Source organism: Lysinibacillus sp. NPDC056232, from assembly GCF_042267565.1.
Classification (GTDB): Bacteria; Bacillota; Bacilli; order Bacillales_A; family Planococcaceae; genus Lysinibacillus.
Window position 1 is genome coordinate 87079 of the sequence record NZ_JBHJTF010000007.1, and the last position, 15456, is coordinate 102534.

The window sequence follows — 15456 nt, forward strand, 5'->3', positions numbered from 1 at the left end:
AGGGGGATATCAATGGAATCAATCAACAAAATTCTCGTAGCCAATCGAGGAGAAATTGCAATTCGTATTTTCCGTGCATGTACGGAGTTGAATATCCAAACTGTTGCCATTTATTCACGGGAGGACAGTGGGGCGTTCCATCGCTTTAAAGCAGATGAGGCCTATTTAGTGGGAGCAGGCAAGAAACCAATTGATGCTTATTTAGATATTGAGGGCATTATATCGATTGCCAAAGATGCTAATGTTGATGCAATTCATCCAGGTTATGGCTTTTTATCAGAAAACGTAGAATTTGCACGTCGATGTGAAGAAGAGGGGATTGTCTTCATTGGGCCAACTTCTAAGCACTTAGATATGTTTGGAGATAAGGTGAAGGCACGAGCACAAGCGATTGCTGCAGGTATTCCTGTTATTCCTGGTACAGATGGTCCAGTAGCTAATTTAGCAGAGGTAGAGGCTTTTGCTAGCGTATATGACTATCCAATTATGATTAAGGCAGCACTAGGCGGCGGTGGTCGTGGAATGCGTCTTGTTCATACAGAAGAGGAACTAGCTTCCTCCTATGAACGTGCAAAATCAGAGGCGAAGGCAGCGTTTGGTTCTGATGAGGTGTATGTAGAAAAGGCTATTATTAAGCCAAAGCATATTGAAGTTCAAATTATTGGCGATCAAGAGGGTAATATTATTCATTTATATGAACGTGATTGCTCAATTCAACGTCGTCATCAAAAGGTTGTTGAAATCGCACCATCTAATTCAATTTCGGATGATTTAAGAAACCGAATTTGCGATGCTGCAGTTCAATTAATGAAAAATGTCTCATACATAAATGCAGGGACAGTAGAATTTTTAGTTGCAGGTGAGGATTTTTATTTCATCGAGGTCAACCCTCGTATTCAAGTAGAACATACGATTACTGAAATGATTACGGGTGTTGATATTGTGCACGCCCAAATTAAAGTAGCTGCAGGCTATGGTCTGCATAGTGAGGAAATCCATATTCCACTACAAGCGGATATTCCAATGATTGGCTATGCGATTCAAGCGCGTGTCACAACGGAAGACCCTGCTAATGATTTTATGCCAGATACAGGGAAACTCATGGTGTACCGTTCAAGCGGTGGTTTTGGCGTTCGATTAGATGCCGGAAATGGCTTCCAAGGAGCAGTGGTAACACCGTTCTATGATTCGCTTCTGGTTAAAATTTCAACGACAGGGATGACGTTTAAAGAAGCAGCAGCAAAAATGGATCGAAATTTAAAAGAGTTCCGTATTCGTGGGGTGAAAACGAATATTCCATTCTTAAATAATGTCGTAACGCACGAGAAATTTTTAACAGGTGCATTTGATACAAGCTTTATCGATACAACACCTGAACTATTTAATTTCCCTGAACGCAAGGACCGTGGGACAAAGCTCTTAAGCTATATTGGCAATGTGACGCTAAATGGCTTCCCTGGTGTAGAGAAGAAGTCGAAACCAATTTTTGTACAGCCAAGCATTCCAAAAGTCGATAAATTAATCGTTCCTCCGGCAGGTACAAAGCAAATTTTAGATGCCCAAGGAGCAGACGGGCTTGTGAAATGGATTCTGGAGCAAGAGGATGTGCTATTAACGGATACAACTTTCCGAGATGCACACCAATCACTTCTTGCGACACGTGTACGTTCACAGGATATGTTCGAAATTGCAGATGCCACTGCGCGCATGATGCATGATTTCTTCTCACTCGAAATGTGGGGAGGCGCGACGTTTGATGTGGCGTATCGTTTCTTAAAAGAAGACCCATGGGAGCGCCTTGCCAAGTTACGTGAACAAGTACCGAATGTGCTATTCCAAATGTTATTACGCGGTGCGAATGCAGTTGGCTACACAAATTACCCAGACAATTTAATTCGTGAGTTTATCGCTGAATCAGCGGCATCAGGCATTGACGTATTCCGTATTTTCGATAGCTTGAACTGGATTAAAGGAATGGAAGTAGCCATTGATGCAACACGTCAATCAGGTAAAATTGCTGAAGCTGCGATTTGTTATACAGGAGATATTTTTGATGAATCAAGGGCGAAATATTCAGTTCAATACTACAAGGAAATGGCAAAAGAGCTAGAGGCAGCAGGTGCCCATATTTTAGCGATAAAAGATATGGCTGGATTATTGAAGCCAGAAGCAGCCTACCGTTTAATTTCAGAGTTAAAAGAAACGACAAGTCTGCCAATCCATCTGCATACGCATGATACAAGTGGCAATGGTATTTATTTATATGCCAAGGCGATCGAGGCAGGGGTGGATATCATTGATACGGCGCTCGGTTCAATGGCAGGTTTAACATCACAGCCAAGTGCAAATTCCTTGTCTTATGCAATGAAGGGCAGTAAGCGTGAGGTTCGTGCCGATATCGATGCGCTTGAAAAGTTATCGTACTACTGGGAAGATGTTCGTAAATATTATAAGGATTTTGAAAGCGGCATGATTAGCCCGCATTCTGAAATTTATGTCCACGAAATGCCGGGTGGTCAGTACAGTAACTTGCAACAGCAAGCCAAAGCAGTGGGCCTTGGGGACAGATGGGAAGAAGTGAAGCATATGTATTCCCGTGTAAACCTTCTATTTGGCGATATTGTCAAAGTAACCCCATCTTCGAAAGTAGTCGGTGATATGGCGTTATTTATGGTGCAAAATGATTTAGATGAAAACTCTGTACTGACAAGAGGGCGAACAATCGACTTCCCAGATTCTGTGATTGAATTCTTCCAAGGTTATTTAGGACAACCGCATGGGGGCTTCCCAGAAACACTTCAAAAGGTTGTGTTAAAGGATCGTGAAGCAATTACGGTACGTCCTGGCGAGCTACTAGAGCCTGTGAATTTTGAGCAACTAGAGGCGATACTAGAGGGAAAATTAAATCGTCCCGTGACAAAGCAGGATGTGTTAGCGTTTGCTTTGTATCCGAAAGTGTTTGAAGAGTATGCAAAAACAGTGAACTCCTTCGGCAATATTTCGGTATTAGATACGCCAACATTCCTTTACGGGTTAAAACTAGGCGAAGAAATCGAAGTCGAGATCGAAAAAGGTAAAACACTAATCATTAAACTTGTTTCCATTGGCGAACCACAGCATGATGGTACACGAGTTATTTACTTTGAGCTAAACGGTCAATCTCGTGAACTAGTGATTCAAGATATGACTGTCGAAGTAGATGGCAGTCTGGCATTAAAAGCAGATCCAAGCAATCCAAATCAAATTGGCGCAACGATGCCAGGTACGGTCTTAAAGGTAGTCATATCAAAAGGAAGTCATGTAAAACGTGGGGATCACTTATTAATTACCGAAGCGATGAAAATGGAAACAACCGTCCAAGCACCGAAAGACGGTATCGTGAAAGAAGTATACGCTAATGCGGGCGATGCTATTTCAACAGGTGATTTGTTAATTGAAATTGAATAATTGATAATAAAGAAGGTTATTAGATGCTTTGAAAGCATACTAATAACCTTTTTTATCTTCATTCAGCAAATATTTTCTGTAGCGAAAGCGAAGCGTCAGCTACAGATGTTTTCTGTAGTGACAATGCGCCAAAATTTGCTATATTGTAATAATAAACTTGTTGATTTTTTTACACATAAATGGTAGAAACGTTTGACAAAATAAAAAAGATTCGCCATTGAAAAATGTAGCGAATCTTTTTCTACTATTATTTGTTTTTTTCATTATAATTGCTACGTGCAACTAGCATTACCATATAGCAAAGTAGACCAAATAGAATTGAAATAAATAATGAATGAAGTAATGCGACTGTTAAATTCAATTTAGTTAGGACTACTAGCATACCAGCAATCACTTGTAAAATTACTATAGTAAAGGCAATAATCCAGCCATAGTAAATAACACGTTGATGTTTATATTCTTTTACAGCGTGCCAAGTTATGTATGCAATCCAAATGAAAAAGATAAGAACAGCTAGGCGATGTCCCATTTGCACCCATTCATACATATTATTAAAAGCTGCGAATGGTGTATCGTTATAGCAAAATGGCCAGTCAGGACATATTAAGCTAGAGTCTGTATGGCGAACAAGCGCCCCTGTATAAACGACTAAATAAGAATAAATTGTGACAGCAATCGTATGCCAACGTAATTTTTTTCCAATAAAAACGTTATCAGCATCAAATTTCCGATCGACTTCAAATACAATCATAGAAAGAAGGAGAACAGCAGCAAAGGAAATAAGAGATATCCCAAAGTGGAGTGCTAGTATGAAATCACCTTGTCCCCACAACACTTGAGCTGCTCCAATAAGAGCTTGTGCGATTAAGAAAAACATCGCTAAGAAACCTAATAATTTTACTTCACGAATATGACCGAGTTTACGCCATGTCCAAACTGTTAACGCAAGAATTGAAAGAGATACGACCCCAGTTACAAGACGATGTGAAAATTCAATTAAGACTGCTGGTGTAATTTCTTTTGGAATAAGAGAACCATTGCAATCAGGCCAGTTTCGACCACAGCCTAAGCCACTATCTGTTTTGGTAACAAGTGCTCCACCTAGTAAAATAAGGAGCATTCCAACTGTAGCGGCAACAGCAAACCATTTCATATACCTGTTGTGTTGCATAAAATGAGTCACCTACTTTGTCTATGAACATTACATGAAAGTAATGTTTCTGCTACTAGATGATATCGAAAATACAGGTAAAAAACAACTTGTAAAGAGTAGGGAGTATTAGATGTCGATTCCATTTCACAAATTGTTCATAATTTCGTACTCTAACCTTCACAATTCATTTTAGAAAATGTTTTACTATAGATATGTTGTTTTTAATTATTTTTCTAGACAAAGCTAATTTTTACAACTTCATCTAAATTTCACTTAATGTCTAGAAATCAATCGCAAATTTCGCTATAGTAATTGGTAGCGGAATATGCTTACAAAAATGAAAGGAGAGGTATCATGTCAAACGGTCGTGCACTGACGGCTACTAGAAATGGTGGACCAGAATCAACATCTGTTGTAAAAGATTTCTTAGCACTAATAAAAATTGGCATCGTAAACTCGAATCTTGTCACAACGTTTACAGGGATGTGGCTGGCATTTCAATTTACTAATAGACACTTCTTGCAAGAGCTTGATGTCATATTGTTCACCATGCTGGGTGCAGCATTGATTATAGGTGGCTCAGGCGCAATGAATAACTTTATTGATCAGGATATTGACCCAATCATGAAAAGAACGAAGGCAAGACCGACAGTAACGGGTAGATTTAAGCCGAATTTTGTATTGACCATTGCCCTCTCATTTTTAATTGTAGGTGAAATTTTGTTATTTGCGGCATCGTTTGCGGCCGGCATGTGGGGACTTGTAGGAATATTTGCTTATGTTGTTCTGTACTCAATGTGGTCAAAGAGGAAGCATGTTAGTAACACGGTTGTAGGAAGTATTTCAGGGGCGATCCCACCAGTTATTGGGTTTGCAGCTGTTGAACCTGCATTAGGTCCTGGAGCACTTGCCTTATTTCTAATCATGTTTGCATGGCAACCACCGCATTTTTATGCGCTTGCTATGAAACGTACTGAGGAATATCGTGCAGCTAATATACCAATGCTACCTGTAGTAAAAGGGTTTAAACGAACGAAGTACTCGATGATATTCTGGATTCTTTTATTATTACCGTTACCTTTCCTTTTACCAGAGCTTGGGATTGGCTTCTTAATTCTTGCGACTGCATTGAACTTGGGCTGGTTGATTCTAGCTTTTAAAGGCTTTACTACAAAAGATGATATGAAATGGGCGAATAAAATGTTTATCTATTCTTTGAATCATATGACCATACTATTTGTATCCATCATAATTTTTGCGTTGTTTAGCTAAATTTAGGAATTCTTTCTTTTCTTAAAGAATTCATATAGACAGAACTAATGTCCTAGGTACACATGAAAATACAACAAAGAAAGAGGGGTTTAATTAAGCTATGATGAAAGGGCTTAAAAAGTGGCGTCTTTTTTCACTACTAGCAGTGATGATGGTTTTCCTTTCTGGTTGTGGTGAAGATTATATTTCTGCACTGAAACCATCTGGTCAAGTAGGTAAAGAACAATTCAACCTATTAATGTTAGCTACTGGAATTATGACGTTGGTTGTAGTAGTAGTATCCGTTGTCTATTTACTTGCATTCTTAAAATTCCGCCGTTCAAAAGTTGGCGAAAACGTTATTCCTAAGCAAGTAGAAGGAAGTCACACTCTTGAAATAATTTGGACAGTTATCCCAATTATTTTATTATTAATCTTAGCTGTACCAGTTGTTACGGCTACTTACAAATTTGCAGATGTTGCTGCGATGGACGAAGTAGATGAAAACGGTGACAAAACAGCACTTACAGTAAATGTAACTGCGAAATTATACTGGTGGGAGTTTGAATACCCTAACCAAGGTATTGTAACTGCACAAGAATTAGTTGTACCAACAGGTCAAAAAGTTTACTTTAACTTAAAAGCTGCCGATGTTAAGCACTCATTCTGGATTCCTGCTATAGGCGGTAAAATGGATACGAACGTAGATAACTTAAACAAGTTCTATCTAGAATTCGATAAAGAATCAAAAGACCTTAAAGATGGCGTATTCTATGGTAAATGTGCTGAGTTATGTGGTCCTTCACATGCATTAATGGACTTCAAAGTTAAAGCATTAAGCCCAGATGCATTCGATACATGGGTAGCTTCAATGAAAGCAACAGATGGGAAAAAAGCTGACAAAGCTTCAACAGATCTTGGGGAAGCAACATTTGCTCAAAGCTGTATGGGTTGTCATGCTGTATCTGGTACAAGTGGTGCAGGTACACCAGGTCCTAACTTAACTGCTTTTGGTGACCGTAACCGTGTTGCTGGTTTCTTAGAACATAATGAAGAAAACTTAAAAGCTTGGATTCAGGATCCTGGCAAATTTAAACCAGGTAACTTAATGATGAATGCAGAGGGTACTGCGCCAATTTATGGCGACTTAACTGACGAAGAAATTCAAGCTCTTGCAACGTATATCATGGGCTTATCTGTTGAGAAATAATTTTAAGTTTTATGTAACAAACTTTGAGGGAGGTAAAAGTTGTGAGCTCATACACACAGAAAAAGGGCTTAGGAGCAACTGTCTGGGAATACATTACAACTGTTGACCATAAAAAGTTAGCAATATTGTATTTATTAGCCGGTACATTGTTCTTCGCTATCGCTGGTTTTGAAGCGGTATTAATGCGTATTCAATTAATGAAACCAAATAACGATTTCGTCTCAGCTGGTTTTTTCAATCAACTATTAACAATGCACGGAACAACAATGTTATTCTTAGCTGCGACTCCATTACTATTCGCATTTATGAACATGCTTGTACCATTACAAATTGGTGCGCGTGACGTAGCATTCCCGTTCCTTAACTCTTTAGGGTTCTGGTTATTCTTCCTAGGTGCAGTATTCCTTCACCTGTCATTCTTTATGGGTGGCGCTCCTGATGCGGGCTGGACTTCTTATGCATCATTATCTTTATATTCTCCTGGACATGGTATTGACTTCTATGTTCTCGGTTTACAAATATCAGGGGCAGGTACGTTAATTTCAGGTCTTAACTTTATCGTTACGATTATTACTATGCGTGCTCCAGGTATGACATTCATGCGTATGCCATTATTCACTTGGACTGCGCTTGTATCAAGTGCATTAATCCTATTCGCATTCCCTCCACTAACAATTGGTTTATTAATGATGTTATTTGACCGTATGTTCGGTGGTAACTTCTTTGACCATTTAATGGGTGGTAATACAATTATTTGGGAACACTTATTCTGGATCTTCGGACATCCAGAGGTTTATATCTTAGTATTACCGGCGTTCGGTTTATTCTCTGAGATTATTCCAGCGTTCTCTCGTAAACGTTTATTCGGATACTCTTCAATGGTATTCGCAACAATTTTAATCGGTTTCTTAGGGTTCATGGTTTGGGCTCACCACATGTTTACAGTTGGTCTTGGGCCAACAGCAAACGCAATCTTTGCTGTTGCAACAATGGCAATTGCCGTTCCAACAGGTATGAAAGTATTCAACTGGATCTTAACTATTTGGGGCGGATCTATTAAAGTTACAACACCAATGCTTTATGCACTTGGTTTCATCCCGTCATTCGTTGCGGGTGGTGTTACAGGGGTAATGCAAGCATCTGCGCCTCTTGACTACCAATTACACGATTCTTACTTTATCGTTGCTCACTTCCACTACGTAATCGTTGGTGGTATCGTAACAGCATTATTTGGTTCAGCGCACTTCTACTGGCCAATTTTCTTCAACCGTATGTTAAACGAAACGCTTGGTAAAATTACTTTCTGGGTATTCTTTATTGGATTCCATTTAACGTTCTTCGTTCAACACTTCTTAGGTTTAATGGGTATGCCACGTCGCGTATTCACTTACATGGAAGGTCAAGGTTGGGATCAGTTCAACTATATCTCTACAATCGGTGCATTAATGATGGGTGTAGGGGTTATCTTAATGGTAATCAACTGCTTAATGTCTATCAAAGGCAAACCAGCAGGTCGCGATCCATGGGGCGATGGACGTACATTAGAATGGTCAATTCCACAACCAATCCCATTCTATAACTTCCGTCAAACACCACTTGTTCGTGGTTTAGATCCATGGTGGATCGAAAAGCAAGAAGGTAATAAAGAAGTTACATTTGCTGAGCCAATCGGTGATATTCATATGCCAAACAACTCAGCTATCCCATTTGTTATTTCTATGGGCTTGTTTATCGCAGCATTCGGTGCTCTTTATAATCAAGATGCAGATAAACCATGGTCAATTTATATTTTAATTGGTGGTCTTGCAATTACATTTGGTGCTATGATTTTCCGTTCTGTTAAGGACGATCACGGTTTCCACTTACACAAAGAAGAAATTCTTGAAATTGAAGAACAACTTTACGGCAAAGGAGGAAATAAATAATGGATTTCAATACAAAATTTACTCCTCATACTTGGCCAGATCATCCTGAACAAGCGACGATGGAAGGGAAAAATAAAGTTGTTGGTTTCTGGATTTTCCTTGCCTGTGAAGTTGTACTTTTCGCAAGTTTATTCGCTACTTACCTAGCACTTAAGAACAAAGGGCCTGCTGGCATGGAGTTCACAACACAAGATTTATTTGAATTACCTTTAGCTTTCGCTATGACGATGTTATTATTAACATCTTCACTAACATCTGTTTATGCCATTTACCATATGCGTAACTTTAACTTTAAAGCTATGCAAACTTGGTTTGGTATAACATTACTTTTAGGTCTTGGATTCTTAGGTCTTGAAATCTATGAATTCAATCATTATGTAGGTCTTGGTTTTACATTTGACCAATCTGCATTCTCAACTGCGTTTTATTCATTAGTTGGTACACATGGTTTCCACGTAACATTAGGTCTTGTGTGGTTTGCTACGTTAATGCTTCGTAATGCTAAGCGTGGTCTTAACTTATACAATGCACCTAAATTCTTCGTGGCTGCTTTATACTGGCACTTTATCGACGTAGTTTGGGTATTCATCTTTACGGTAGTATACTTGATGGGAGTGATCGGATAATATGTCTTCACACGATACACCTATAGTTGCTAAGTCTCAGGCACAATACGAGTATGATCGTCATCATAATGCCGTTCATATGCGTAAACAAGTTATCAACTTTGCGATTATGATTTTCTTTACGTTTATCGCATTCGCAGTAGTTGCAGCTGATTTTTCTAAATACTTAATATTACCGCTTATTTTATTGCTTGCTGGTGTTCAAGTTGTTCTTCAACTTTACGCTTTCATGCACTTAGAAGACAAAAAAACACACTTCGGTGGTGTAATTGGCTTCTTCATGTGGATGGGTATTTTAATCGCATTTACATTCTTCTTAGCATTTTTAACAATTATTTGGTGGTAATCACCAAAAAAGCACGTTCTCTACTTTCAGTAGGAACGTGCTTTTCTTTTTGGGTTCTATTCTCGTTTAAGTGAATGAGCCGGTAAGAATTAATATAATTCATGTGAGAATGATTTCCGTTCCAGGCTACTCGCGTTCCTGTGGGCGAGCGTCGAGCCGCTTCTTTCGCTGTTGTTGTTGCTGTCGCTACGCTTTCGCACAGATAAAACATTTGCTGCCGCTACGTTAGCACTACGCTTTCGCACAGAAAACATCCGCTCCGTGCAGGGTCTCGCCTGTCTCGCTTTCCCACGGGAGTCGAGTAGCCTTCCACTCCAATCAGCGATAGCATAGAATTTTTATAAATTTTATTCATTTCAATAGTGGACGCTATGGATAACACACCATAATGAACAGAATAGACTTGTAACAGTGACGTAATTGTACATTGCTGTTGGTTTTACACAGACAAACCCTTTTGCTAAAGATACGTTTTCATTTAAATTAAGAGAATACGTGCTGTGTGAATCAGTTGATTGGAGTGGAGACTGGGCGACTCCTCGGGGATCAGCGTTAGAGGAACGAAGGCTAAAACCATCACATCCTGTGATAACGCCTTCGTGACCAACATCCTGTTGGCCCGAGACCCTGGAGCGCAGTGAAGCAGCTCATCGGACGCCCCCAGGAAGCTCTGCTCTGCGCGAAAGCGAAGCGTCAGCGGCAAAGCGCCCAGTCGGAACGGAAATCAACCCCACGTTATGATGATGAGCTAGAAAAAAGTAATATAATTCATGTTGGGTTTTTATACTTTGAATATTTTTTCTATAGATACAATAATCCTGTAAGAAAGGTAAACGATAGATAGTAATTTGTTCACCTTTCGTTCATTGCAGAATAAGTGTAAGCGTTCTATAATAGGAGTACTGAAGTTAAAGGAGTGCGTTCTGTATGCCACTTAGTATATTTGGTTTCCAAGCTTTATGGAGCCCATACTTAATAGGGGTTCTTGTTTTTATAACACTCATCTATTTTCTAGTCACAACAAAGTGGCGCAAGGATTTTAAAGTAAGTGAGCCTTTGAAAAAGGAAGAGGCTATTTATTTTGTACTGGCAATGGTAACGATTTATATTATTAAAGGATCTCCAATAGATTTAATGGCGCACATTATGTTTACGATGCATATGGTGCAAATGGCTATTTTATTGTTACTTGTACCGATTTTCTTAATTAAGGGGATTCCTTGGTGGGTATGGAAAGTTGCGATTGAAGCACCGGTAGTTAGATCATTATTTAAAACATTTACAATCCCTGTCGTTGCGGTATTTGTGTTTATTGGTTTATTTTCTTTTTACCACTTACCTGCAGTATTAGACTACATTAAATTAAACGAAACTTTACATGGTACATATACGTTTGTATTATTTGTTTCTGCAGTTTTAATGTACTGGCCTTTGATTCAAAAGATGCCTAATCGTCCGCAAATGAAACCTTTGTATAAATTAGGCTATATCATTGCTAATGCGGTATTAATTACACCTGCGTGTGCGTTAATAATTTTTGCACCAAACGCTATGTATGAAACATATACAAATGGTGATGCATGGCTAAAGGCAATGGAACTTTGTGTACCAGTTTCCACATTATCTAGTTTATCTCTTTCCGGACCAGAGCTCTTTACAAATATGTCAGCTGTTGCCGATCAGCAACTAGGCGGTGTATTAATGAAGATTTTACAAGAGCTTATTTTTGGTGTATTACTAGGAGCAATCTTTATTAAATGGTATCGTTCAGAACAAAAGGATCCTGATAAAATTACTGCTGATGCGTTAAAAGAACATCAAAAGAAATGGGAAAGCCAACATCAACATCAGTTATAAAAAGAAACTTTAATTTGTATAAGGGGTTTTGTCAATGGAATTGCAAATTTTGCCTACTATAAGTACAACATTCATCGTTATTAGTGCTGTACTTGTAGCTATTGGTTGGGGCTTAATTATAAAAAAGAAAGTAGAAGCTCATAAAAAAGTAATGCTTGCAGCAGGAGTTGCAGCACTTATCTTCTTTATTATTTACGCTTCACGTACAGTCTTTATTGGTAACACGGCGTTTGGTGGAGGAGAAGATTTAAAGCCATATTATACATTTTTCTTAATTTTCCATATTACGCTTGCGACAACTGGAGCAGTATTTGGTATTGTTAGTATCATCTCTGGTTTGAAGACTAATCTTAAGCTTCACCGTCGTATTGGACCGATCACAAGTATTATTTGGTTTTTCGTAGCTATTACCGGAGTTTTAGTATACATGTTACTATATGTAATGTTTGAACCAGGTGAAACAACATCTGTCATTAAAGCTATTTTAGGCTTTTAACTTCTTTCAGTGGGTGTCCAAACATTCGCTGACGCAATTATGCCAAGGCATAATAGAATATAAAATCTCCCTCCTTATTTTTGAGAAGGAGGGAGATTTTTTATAGATGTTTGATTAAATAGGGAAAGAACAACAACAACGAGTAAAGGACCAATTAAAATGCCGGAAAATCCAAATATTTCAAAACCGATAAACATTGCAATAAAAGTTGTTAGTGAGGAGAGCCCAACCTTATTTCCAATAACTCTAGGCTCAATCATACGTCGAACTAAAAATTGTACGATCGTTAGTACGACTAACATAACAGCATAGATATATTCACCTGTAAAGGCTTTGTATATTGCCCAAGGAAGAAGCAAAATAAATGAGTCTAAAAAGGGAATGAAATCTAAAATGACTAGTAAGAGTGATAAAATAAGTGGGAATGGTGTTTTAAGAAAATAAAAGGTTCCAAAAGCTATAGCGAAAATACAAACACCAACTAAAAATTGTGCTTTCACAAAACCAAATAAAGCAAGTTTCACACGCTGTCCAATAAATAGTATTTTTTGGTGGTAGTGGAACGGAATAGGTGCTAATATTTTACGGTTAATATTCGGTAATTCTAAAAGAAACATATATAACACAATCCAATAAACAAAAATATCAAACAAACGTGAGGACATATACGTAAGTAAAGATGACCAAACATTCACATTTGTTAAAGAAAGAGCATATTTCTCGATTGAAGATAGAGCCCGTGCTATCATAAGTTGAATTTGTATAACAAGATCTAAGGGTAAATGATAGGTATAGTTGGAAAGCTTGGATTGTATTTGAATCCATAGTGCTGATAGCTGATTGAGATACTCTGGAATATCAATGATAAATATTGAAAATTGTTTCCAGCTTATAAATATGATGAGAATACATAATAATAATGTCACACTTGAAAAGAACATAAAAAAAATGGATGCGACTATTTTACGTTTTTTTCGGAACCGTTTACTAATTCGTATGATGACAGGTTCCAATAATAATGCAGTTACGTAGGCAAGCAGTATGGGGAATGACAGGGATATAAACCAGAGAATTGCAACTCCGATCGCAATAACGATTATCGGATGGCGAAAAAAGGGGTGTTTGAAAAATTGTAACATTTATCTCACCTACATCATGTAAAAGATATAGTTAGTATGAGAAGAAATAAAATTTTTACTCAAAATAAAAAAGACTGGACCACCAGTCTTTTTAGTTTAGCTATTGCACTGCATGCTATTGCCGTTACTGTTACCTGATAAAATAATAAAATGATTTCGATGTTTAACCGACATGTATGCACCGTGAAATAACTATCTAAAATTATGCATGAATTTCAAAAGCTTGTAAGTCTAATTTAACTTTTTTTAAGATTTCTTCACATTTTTTTACAAGATGAGCTGGATAAACTTCATCATCACCATACTCAACGCCGTGTGGATAGTAGTACTTACCAAGTGCTGGTTTCATTAATGTTAGGATTGCATCGTGTGCACCAACATCACCTGATTTAGCATATGAGAATACACGTAGGTAATAACGTCCCTCACGAGTATCGAAACGCTTATCAAATGTCATACGTTCGTAGTCCCAGCCGCCATCACATTCTAAACCATTTTTTTTCATGACGCTTACAATAAGTTCTTGATCAGCTGTTAAATTTTCAAGGTTAGTATTTTCAAAATACATCTCTAATCCTCCTTTAGGTTCTCGTACAAAGTATACGCTCATTTTTATAATAGAGCATATTCGACATTGTTGCAATGACAACATTGTGTCAACCCAACTACAATTGATATAATAATTTTAGAATAATCGTGATAAGAAGGAGTCATGTATGAAAGCTTTATTTCGCATTTTTATGGCATGTGCTGCAATTGCGTTGATTGGCTTTATGTTTTTTAATACACCACGTGAAAACGAGCCACTAAAAGGTCCGAATGCCAATTCAAATATCATTCCCAAAACCGAGTTAAAGCAACCTGAAATGGGGGCAATGCCACGTCCGAAAAGTGGGATGTCGACATTAATCGGTAAAGGAATAAAGGAAGTTTCGGATAAATATGGTGAACCAGTTCGAAAGGAACCATCATCCTTTGGGTATGATTGGTGGATCTATAATGCAAATGCTTCCAAATTTTTTATGGTAGGCGTTGAAAATAATATTGTTACACAAGTTTATATAGCTGGTGAAGATTTAGATGCTTCTCCTTTTAAGGTTGGTCAGAAGCGCGATGATATATACCGAATGACTATCATTGATTATGAAGTCACGGCGAATGTTGATAAAAATATTTTCGTTTTCTCGATGAGTGAAGAAGATATGCAGACACGATTACTTGTGAAATTCGATGGGCTTTTTGCACAACTCTATCTCGATAGAGAAACGGGTGAGCTACAAGGAGTACGCTTTACTAATAGTAAAACACTTGTTCTTCATCAACCTTATGAAATGACTTATCAAGGCGAGCTAGTTATACCAACACCACCTTCTTCTTTTTTACAGAAGGAAATTAATGAAGCAAGTGCTGCACAGCTTGACGATTTAATAAATGTAACAAGAGTTCAACATGATTTATATCCATTAACTATTGATGAATCAATAGAAGAAGTTGCAAAAGTGCATAGTGAAGATATGAAGGTTCAAAATTTCCTTGGTCATGAATCACCAACAAATGGAGATTTAAAAAAGAGATTAGAAACACAGGGAATCGAATATAGTGAGGCGAATGAAAATCTTGCGACTGATTATTTTGATGCGATCGAAGCAATGCATGGCTGGCTTAATTCATCTGAGCATCGAAAAGTCATTTTAAATGATCTATATACTACAGTGGGATCTGGCGTATTTTTAAACTATTATACGCAAATATTGTTAGAATCTTCTTCTCAGGAGCTGGATAGTGAGAATAAAGACTCTGAGGAACAAGTAGAAAATATTGATGAATCATCACGATAAATGCGGGAAAATATAGAAATCAAAGACTGAAGATAAACTTGGCAAAATCAAGTTTATCTTCAGTCTTTTTATTTGATGCGAAAAAGAAAAGCACAATGACCACCTACAATTTTCGTCACACCGTTATATACGCCATCATATGATAGAGAACCGAAAGGGGGAATGAAG

General features: G+C 37.9%; 14 protein-coding genes. 10 read left to right on the forward strand and 4 right to left on the reverse strand.

The features are described 5' to 3' along the window. The first annotated feature begins 12 nt into the window (after nucleotides 1–12). Nucleotides 13–3447: a pyruvate carboxylase gene (gene pyc / locus ACFCYJ_RS07775; protein WP_376072935.1), complete on the forward strand. Its 3435-nt coding sequence runs from the start codon at nucleotides 13–15 to the stop codon at nucleotides 3445–3447. A 247-nt stretch (nucleotides 3448–3694) separates the two neighbouring features. Here the strand turns inward: pyc and ACFCYJ_RS07780 are convergent, their stop codons facing one another. Continuing rightward, nucleotides 3695–4618 carry a COX15/CtaA family protein gene (locus tag ACFCYJ_RS07780; RefSeq protein ID WP_376072938.1) on the reverse strand — a complete coding sequence of 308 codons (924 nt, stop codon included), beginning with the start codon at nucleotides 4616–4618 and terminating at the stop codon, nucleotides 3695–3697. A 336-nt stretch (nucleotides 4619–4954) separates the two neighbouring features. On the opposite strand from ACFCYJ_RS07780, the gene cyoE reads away from it, so the two are divergent. The 5 genes from cyoE (at nucleotide 4955) to ACFCYJ_RS07805 (ending at nucleotide 9958) form a co-directional block, all read left to right on the forward strand. Then, the gene (gene cyoE, locus ACFCYJ_RS07785; protein ID WP_376072941.1) at nucleotides 4955–5872 is read left to right on the forward strand and encodes a heme o synthase; all 918 of its coding nucleotides are present in this window, start codon (nucleotides 4955–4957) and stop codon (nucleotides 5870–5872) included. A 100-nt stretch (nucleotides 5873–5972) separates the two neighbouring features. Continuing rightward, on the forward strand, nucleotides 5973–7061 hold the full coding sequence (coxB, locus tag ACFCYJ_RS07790; protein WP_376072944.1) for a cytochrome c oxidase subunit II: 1089 nt from the start codon (nucleotides 5973–5975) through the stop codon (nucleotides 7059–7061). 41 nt (nucleotides 7062–7102) lie between these two features. After that, a complete protein-coding gene (gene ctaD, locus ACFCYJ_RS07795; RefSeq protein WP_376072947.1) occupies nucleotides 7103–8986 on the forward strand; it encodes a cytochrome c oxidase subunit I in 1884 nt (627 codons plus the stop codon). Next, nucleotides 8986–9612: a cytochrome c oxidase subunit 3 gene (locus ACFCYJ_RS07800; protein WP_132357625.1), complete on the forward strand. Its 627-nt coding sequence runs from the start codon at nucleotides 8986–8988 to the stop codon at nucleotides 9610–9612. Before ctaD ends, ACFCYJ_RS07800 begins: the two co-directional genes overlap by 1 nt. A 1-nt stretch (nucleotide 9613) precedes the next feature. Continuing rightward, nucleotides 9614–9958, forward strand: a complete 345-nt coding sequence (locus tag ACFCYJ_RS07805; protein ID WP_053594672.1) for a cytochrome C oxidase subunit IV family protein — start codon at nucleotides 9614–9616, stop codon at nucleotides 9956–9958. Nucleotides 9959–10047: 89 nt separating this feature from the next. On the opposite strand, the gene ACFCYJ_RS07810 is transcribed toward ACFCYJ_RS07805, so the two are convergent. Beyond that, nucleotides 10048–10203 (reverse strand): hypothetical protein, encoded by a 156-nt coding sequence (locus tag ACFCYJ_RS07810; RefSeq protein ID WP_376072952.1) that lies wholly within the window; start codon nucleotides 10201–10203, stop codon nucleotides 10048–10050. Between the two features lie 392 nt (nucleotides 10204–10595). Here ACFCYJ_RS07810 and ACFCYJ_RS07815 point away from each other — a divergent pair, with 392 nt between their 5' ends. The 3 genes from ACFCYJ_RS07815 (at nucleotide 10596) to ACFCYJ_RS07825 (ending at nucleotide 12311) form a co-directional block, all read left to right on the forward strand. Further along, nucleotides 10596–10802: a hypothetical protein gene (locus ACFCYJ_RS07815; RefSeq protein ID WP_376072955.1), complete on the forward strand. Its 207-nt coding sequence runs from the start codon at nucleotides 10596–10598 to the stop codon at nucleotides 10800–10802. 83 nt (nucleotides 10803–10885) lie between these two features. Continuing rightward, on the forward strand, nucleotides 10886–11815 hold the full coding sequence (ctaG, locus tag ACFCYJ_RS07820) for a cytochrome c oxidase assembly factor CtaG (RefSeq protein WP_376072958.1): 930 nt from the start codon (nucleotides 10886–10888) through the stop codon (nucleotides 11813–11815). 34 nt (nucleotides 11816–11849) lie between these two features. Beyond that, nucleotides 11850–12311, forward strand: a complete 462-nt coding sequence (locus tag ACFCYJ_RS07825) for a DUF420 domain-containing protein (RefSeq protein ID WP_376072961.1) — start codon at nucleotides 11850–11852, stop codon at nucleotides 12309–12311. Nucleotides 12312–12385: 74 nt separating this feature from the next. On the opposite strand, the gene ytvI is transcribed toward ACFCYJ_RS07825, so the two are convergent. Further along, a complete protein-coding gene (gene ytvI, locus ACFCYJ_RS07830; protein WP_376072964.1) occupies nucleotides 12386–13450 on the reverse strand; it encodes a sporulation integral membrane protein YtvI in 1065 nt (354 codons plus the stop codon). A gap of 202 nt (nucleotides 13451–13652) precedes the next feature. After that, nucleotides 13653–14018, reverse strand: a complete 366-nt coding sequence (locus ACFCYJ_RS07835) for a YugN family protein (protein WP_376072967.1) — start codon at nucleotides 14016–14018, stop codon at nucleotides 13653–13655. Nucleotides 14019–14166: 148 nt separating this feature from the next. Between ACFCYJ_RS07835 and ACFCYJ_RS07840 the strand changes: the two genes are divergently transcribed. Beyond that, a complete protein-coding gene (locus ACFCYJ_RS07840; protein ID WP_376072970.1) occupies nucleotides 14167–15288 on the forward strand; it encodes a CAP domain-containing protein in 1122 nt (373 codons plus the stop codon). Nucleotides 15289–15456 lie beyond the last annotated feature (168 nt).

Bases quoted from the DNA above. Each gene is read 5' to 3' on its own strand.
- cyoE (WP_376072941.1), top strand. From the start codon at position 4,955: ATGTCAAACGGTCGTGCACTGACGGCTACTAGAAATGGTGGACCAGAA.
- ACFCYJ_RS07840 (WP_376072970.1), top strand. From the start codon at position 14,167: ATGAAAGCTTTATTTCGCATTTTTATGGCATGTGCTGCAATTGCGTTG.
- ACFCYJ_RS07835 (WP_376072967.1), bottom strand. From the start codon at position 14,018: ATGTATTTTGAAAATACTAACCTTGAAAATTTAACAGCTGATCAAGAA.
- ACFCYJ_RS07800 (WP_132357625.1), top strand. From the start codon at position 8,986: ATGGATTTCAATACAAAATTTACTCCTCATACTTGGCCAGATCATCCT.
- ACFCYJ_RS07825 (WP_376072961.1), top strand. From the start codon at position 11,850: ATGGAATTGCAAATTTTGCCTACTATAAGTACAACATTCATCGTTATT.
- ytvI (WP_376072964.1), bottom strand. From the start codon at position 13,450: ATGTTACAATTTTTCAAACACCCCTTTTTTCGCCATCCGATAATCGTT.
- ACFCYJ_RS07780 (WP_376072938.1), bottom strand. From the start codon at position 4,618: ATGCAACACAACAGGTATATGAAATGGTTTGCTGTTGCCGCTACAGTT.
- coxB (WP_376072944.1), top strand. From the start codon at position 5,973: ATGATGAAAGGGCTTAAAAAGTGGCGTCTTTTTTCACTACTAGCAGTG.
- ctaG (WP_376072958.1), top strand. From the start codon at position 10,886: ATGCCACTTAGTATATTTGGTTTCCAAGCTTTATGGAGCCCATACTTA.
- ACFCYJ_RS07805 (WP_053594672.1), top strand. From the start codon at position 9,614: ATGTCTTCACACGATACACCTATAGTTGCTAAGTCTCAGGCACAATAC.
- pyc (WP_376072935.1), top strand. From the start codon at position 13: ATGGAATCAATCAACAAAATTCTCGTAGCCAATCGAGGAGAAATTGCA.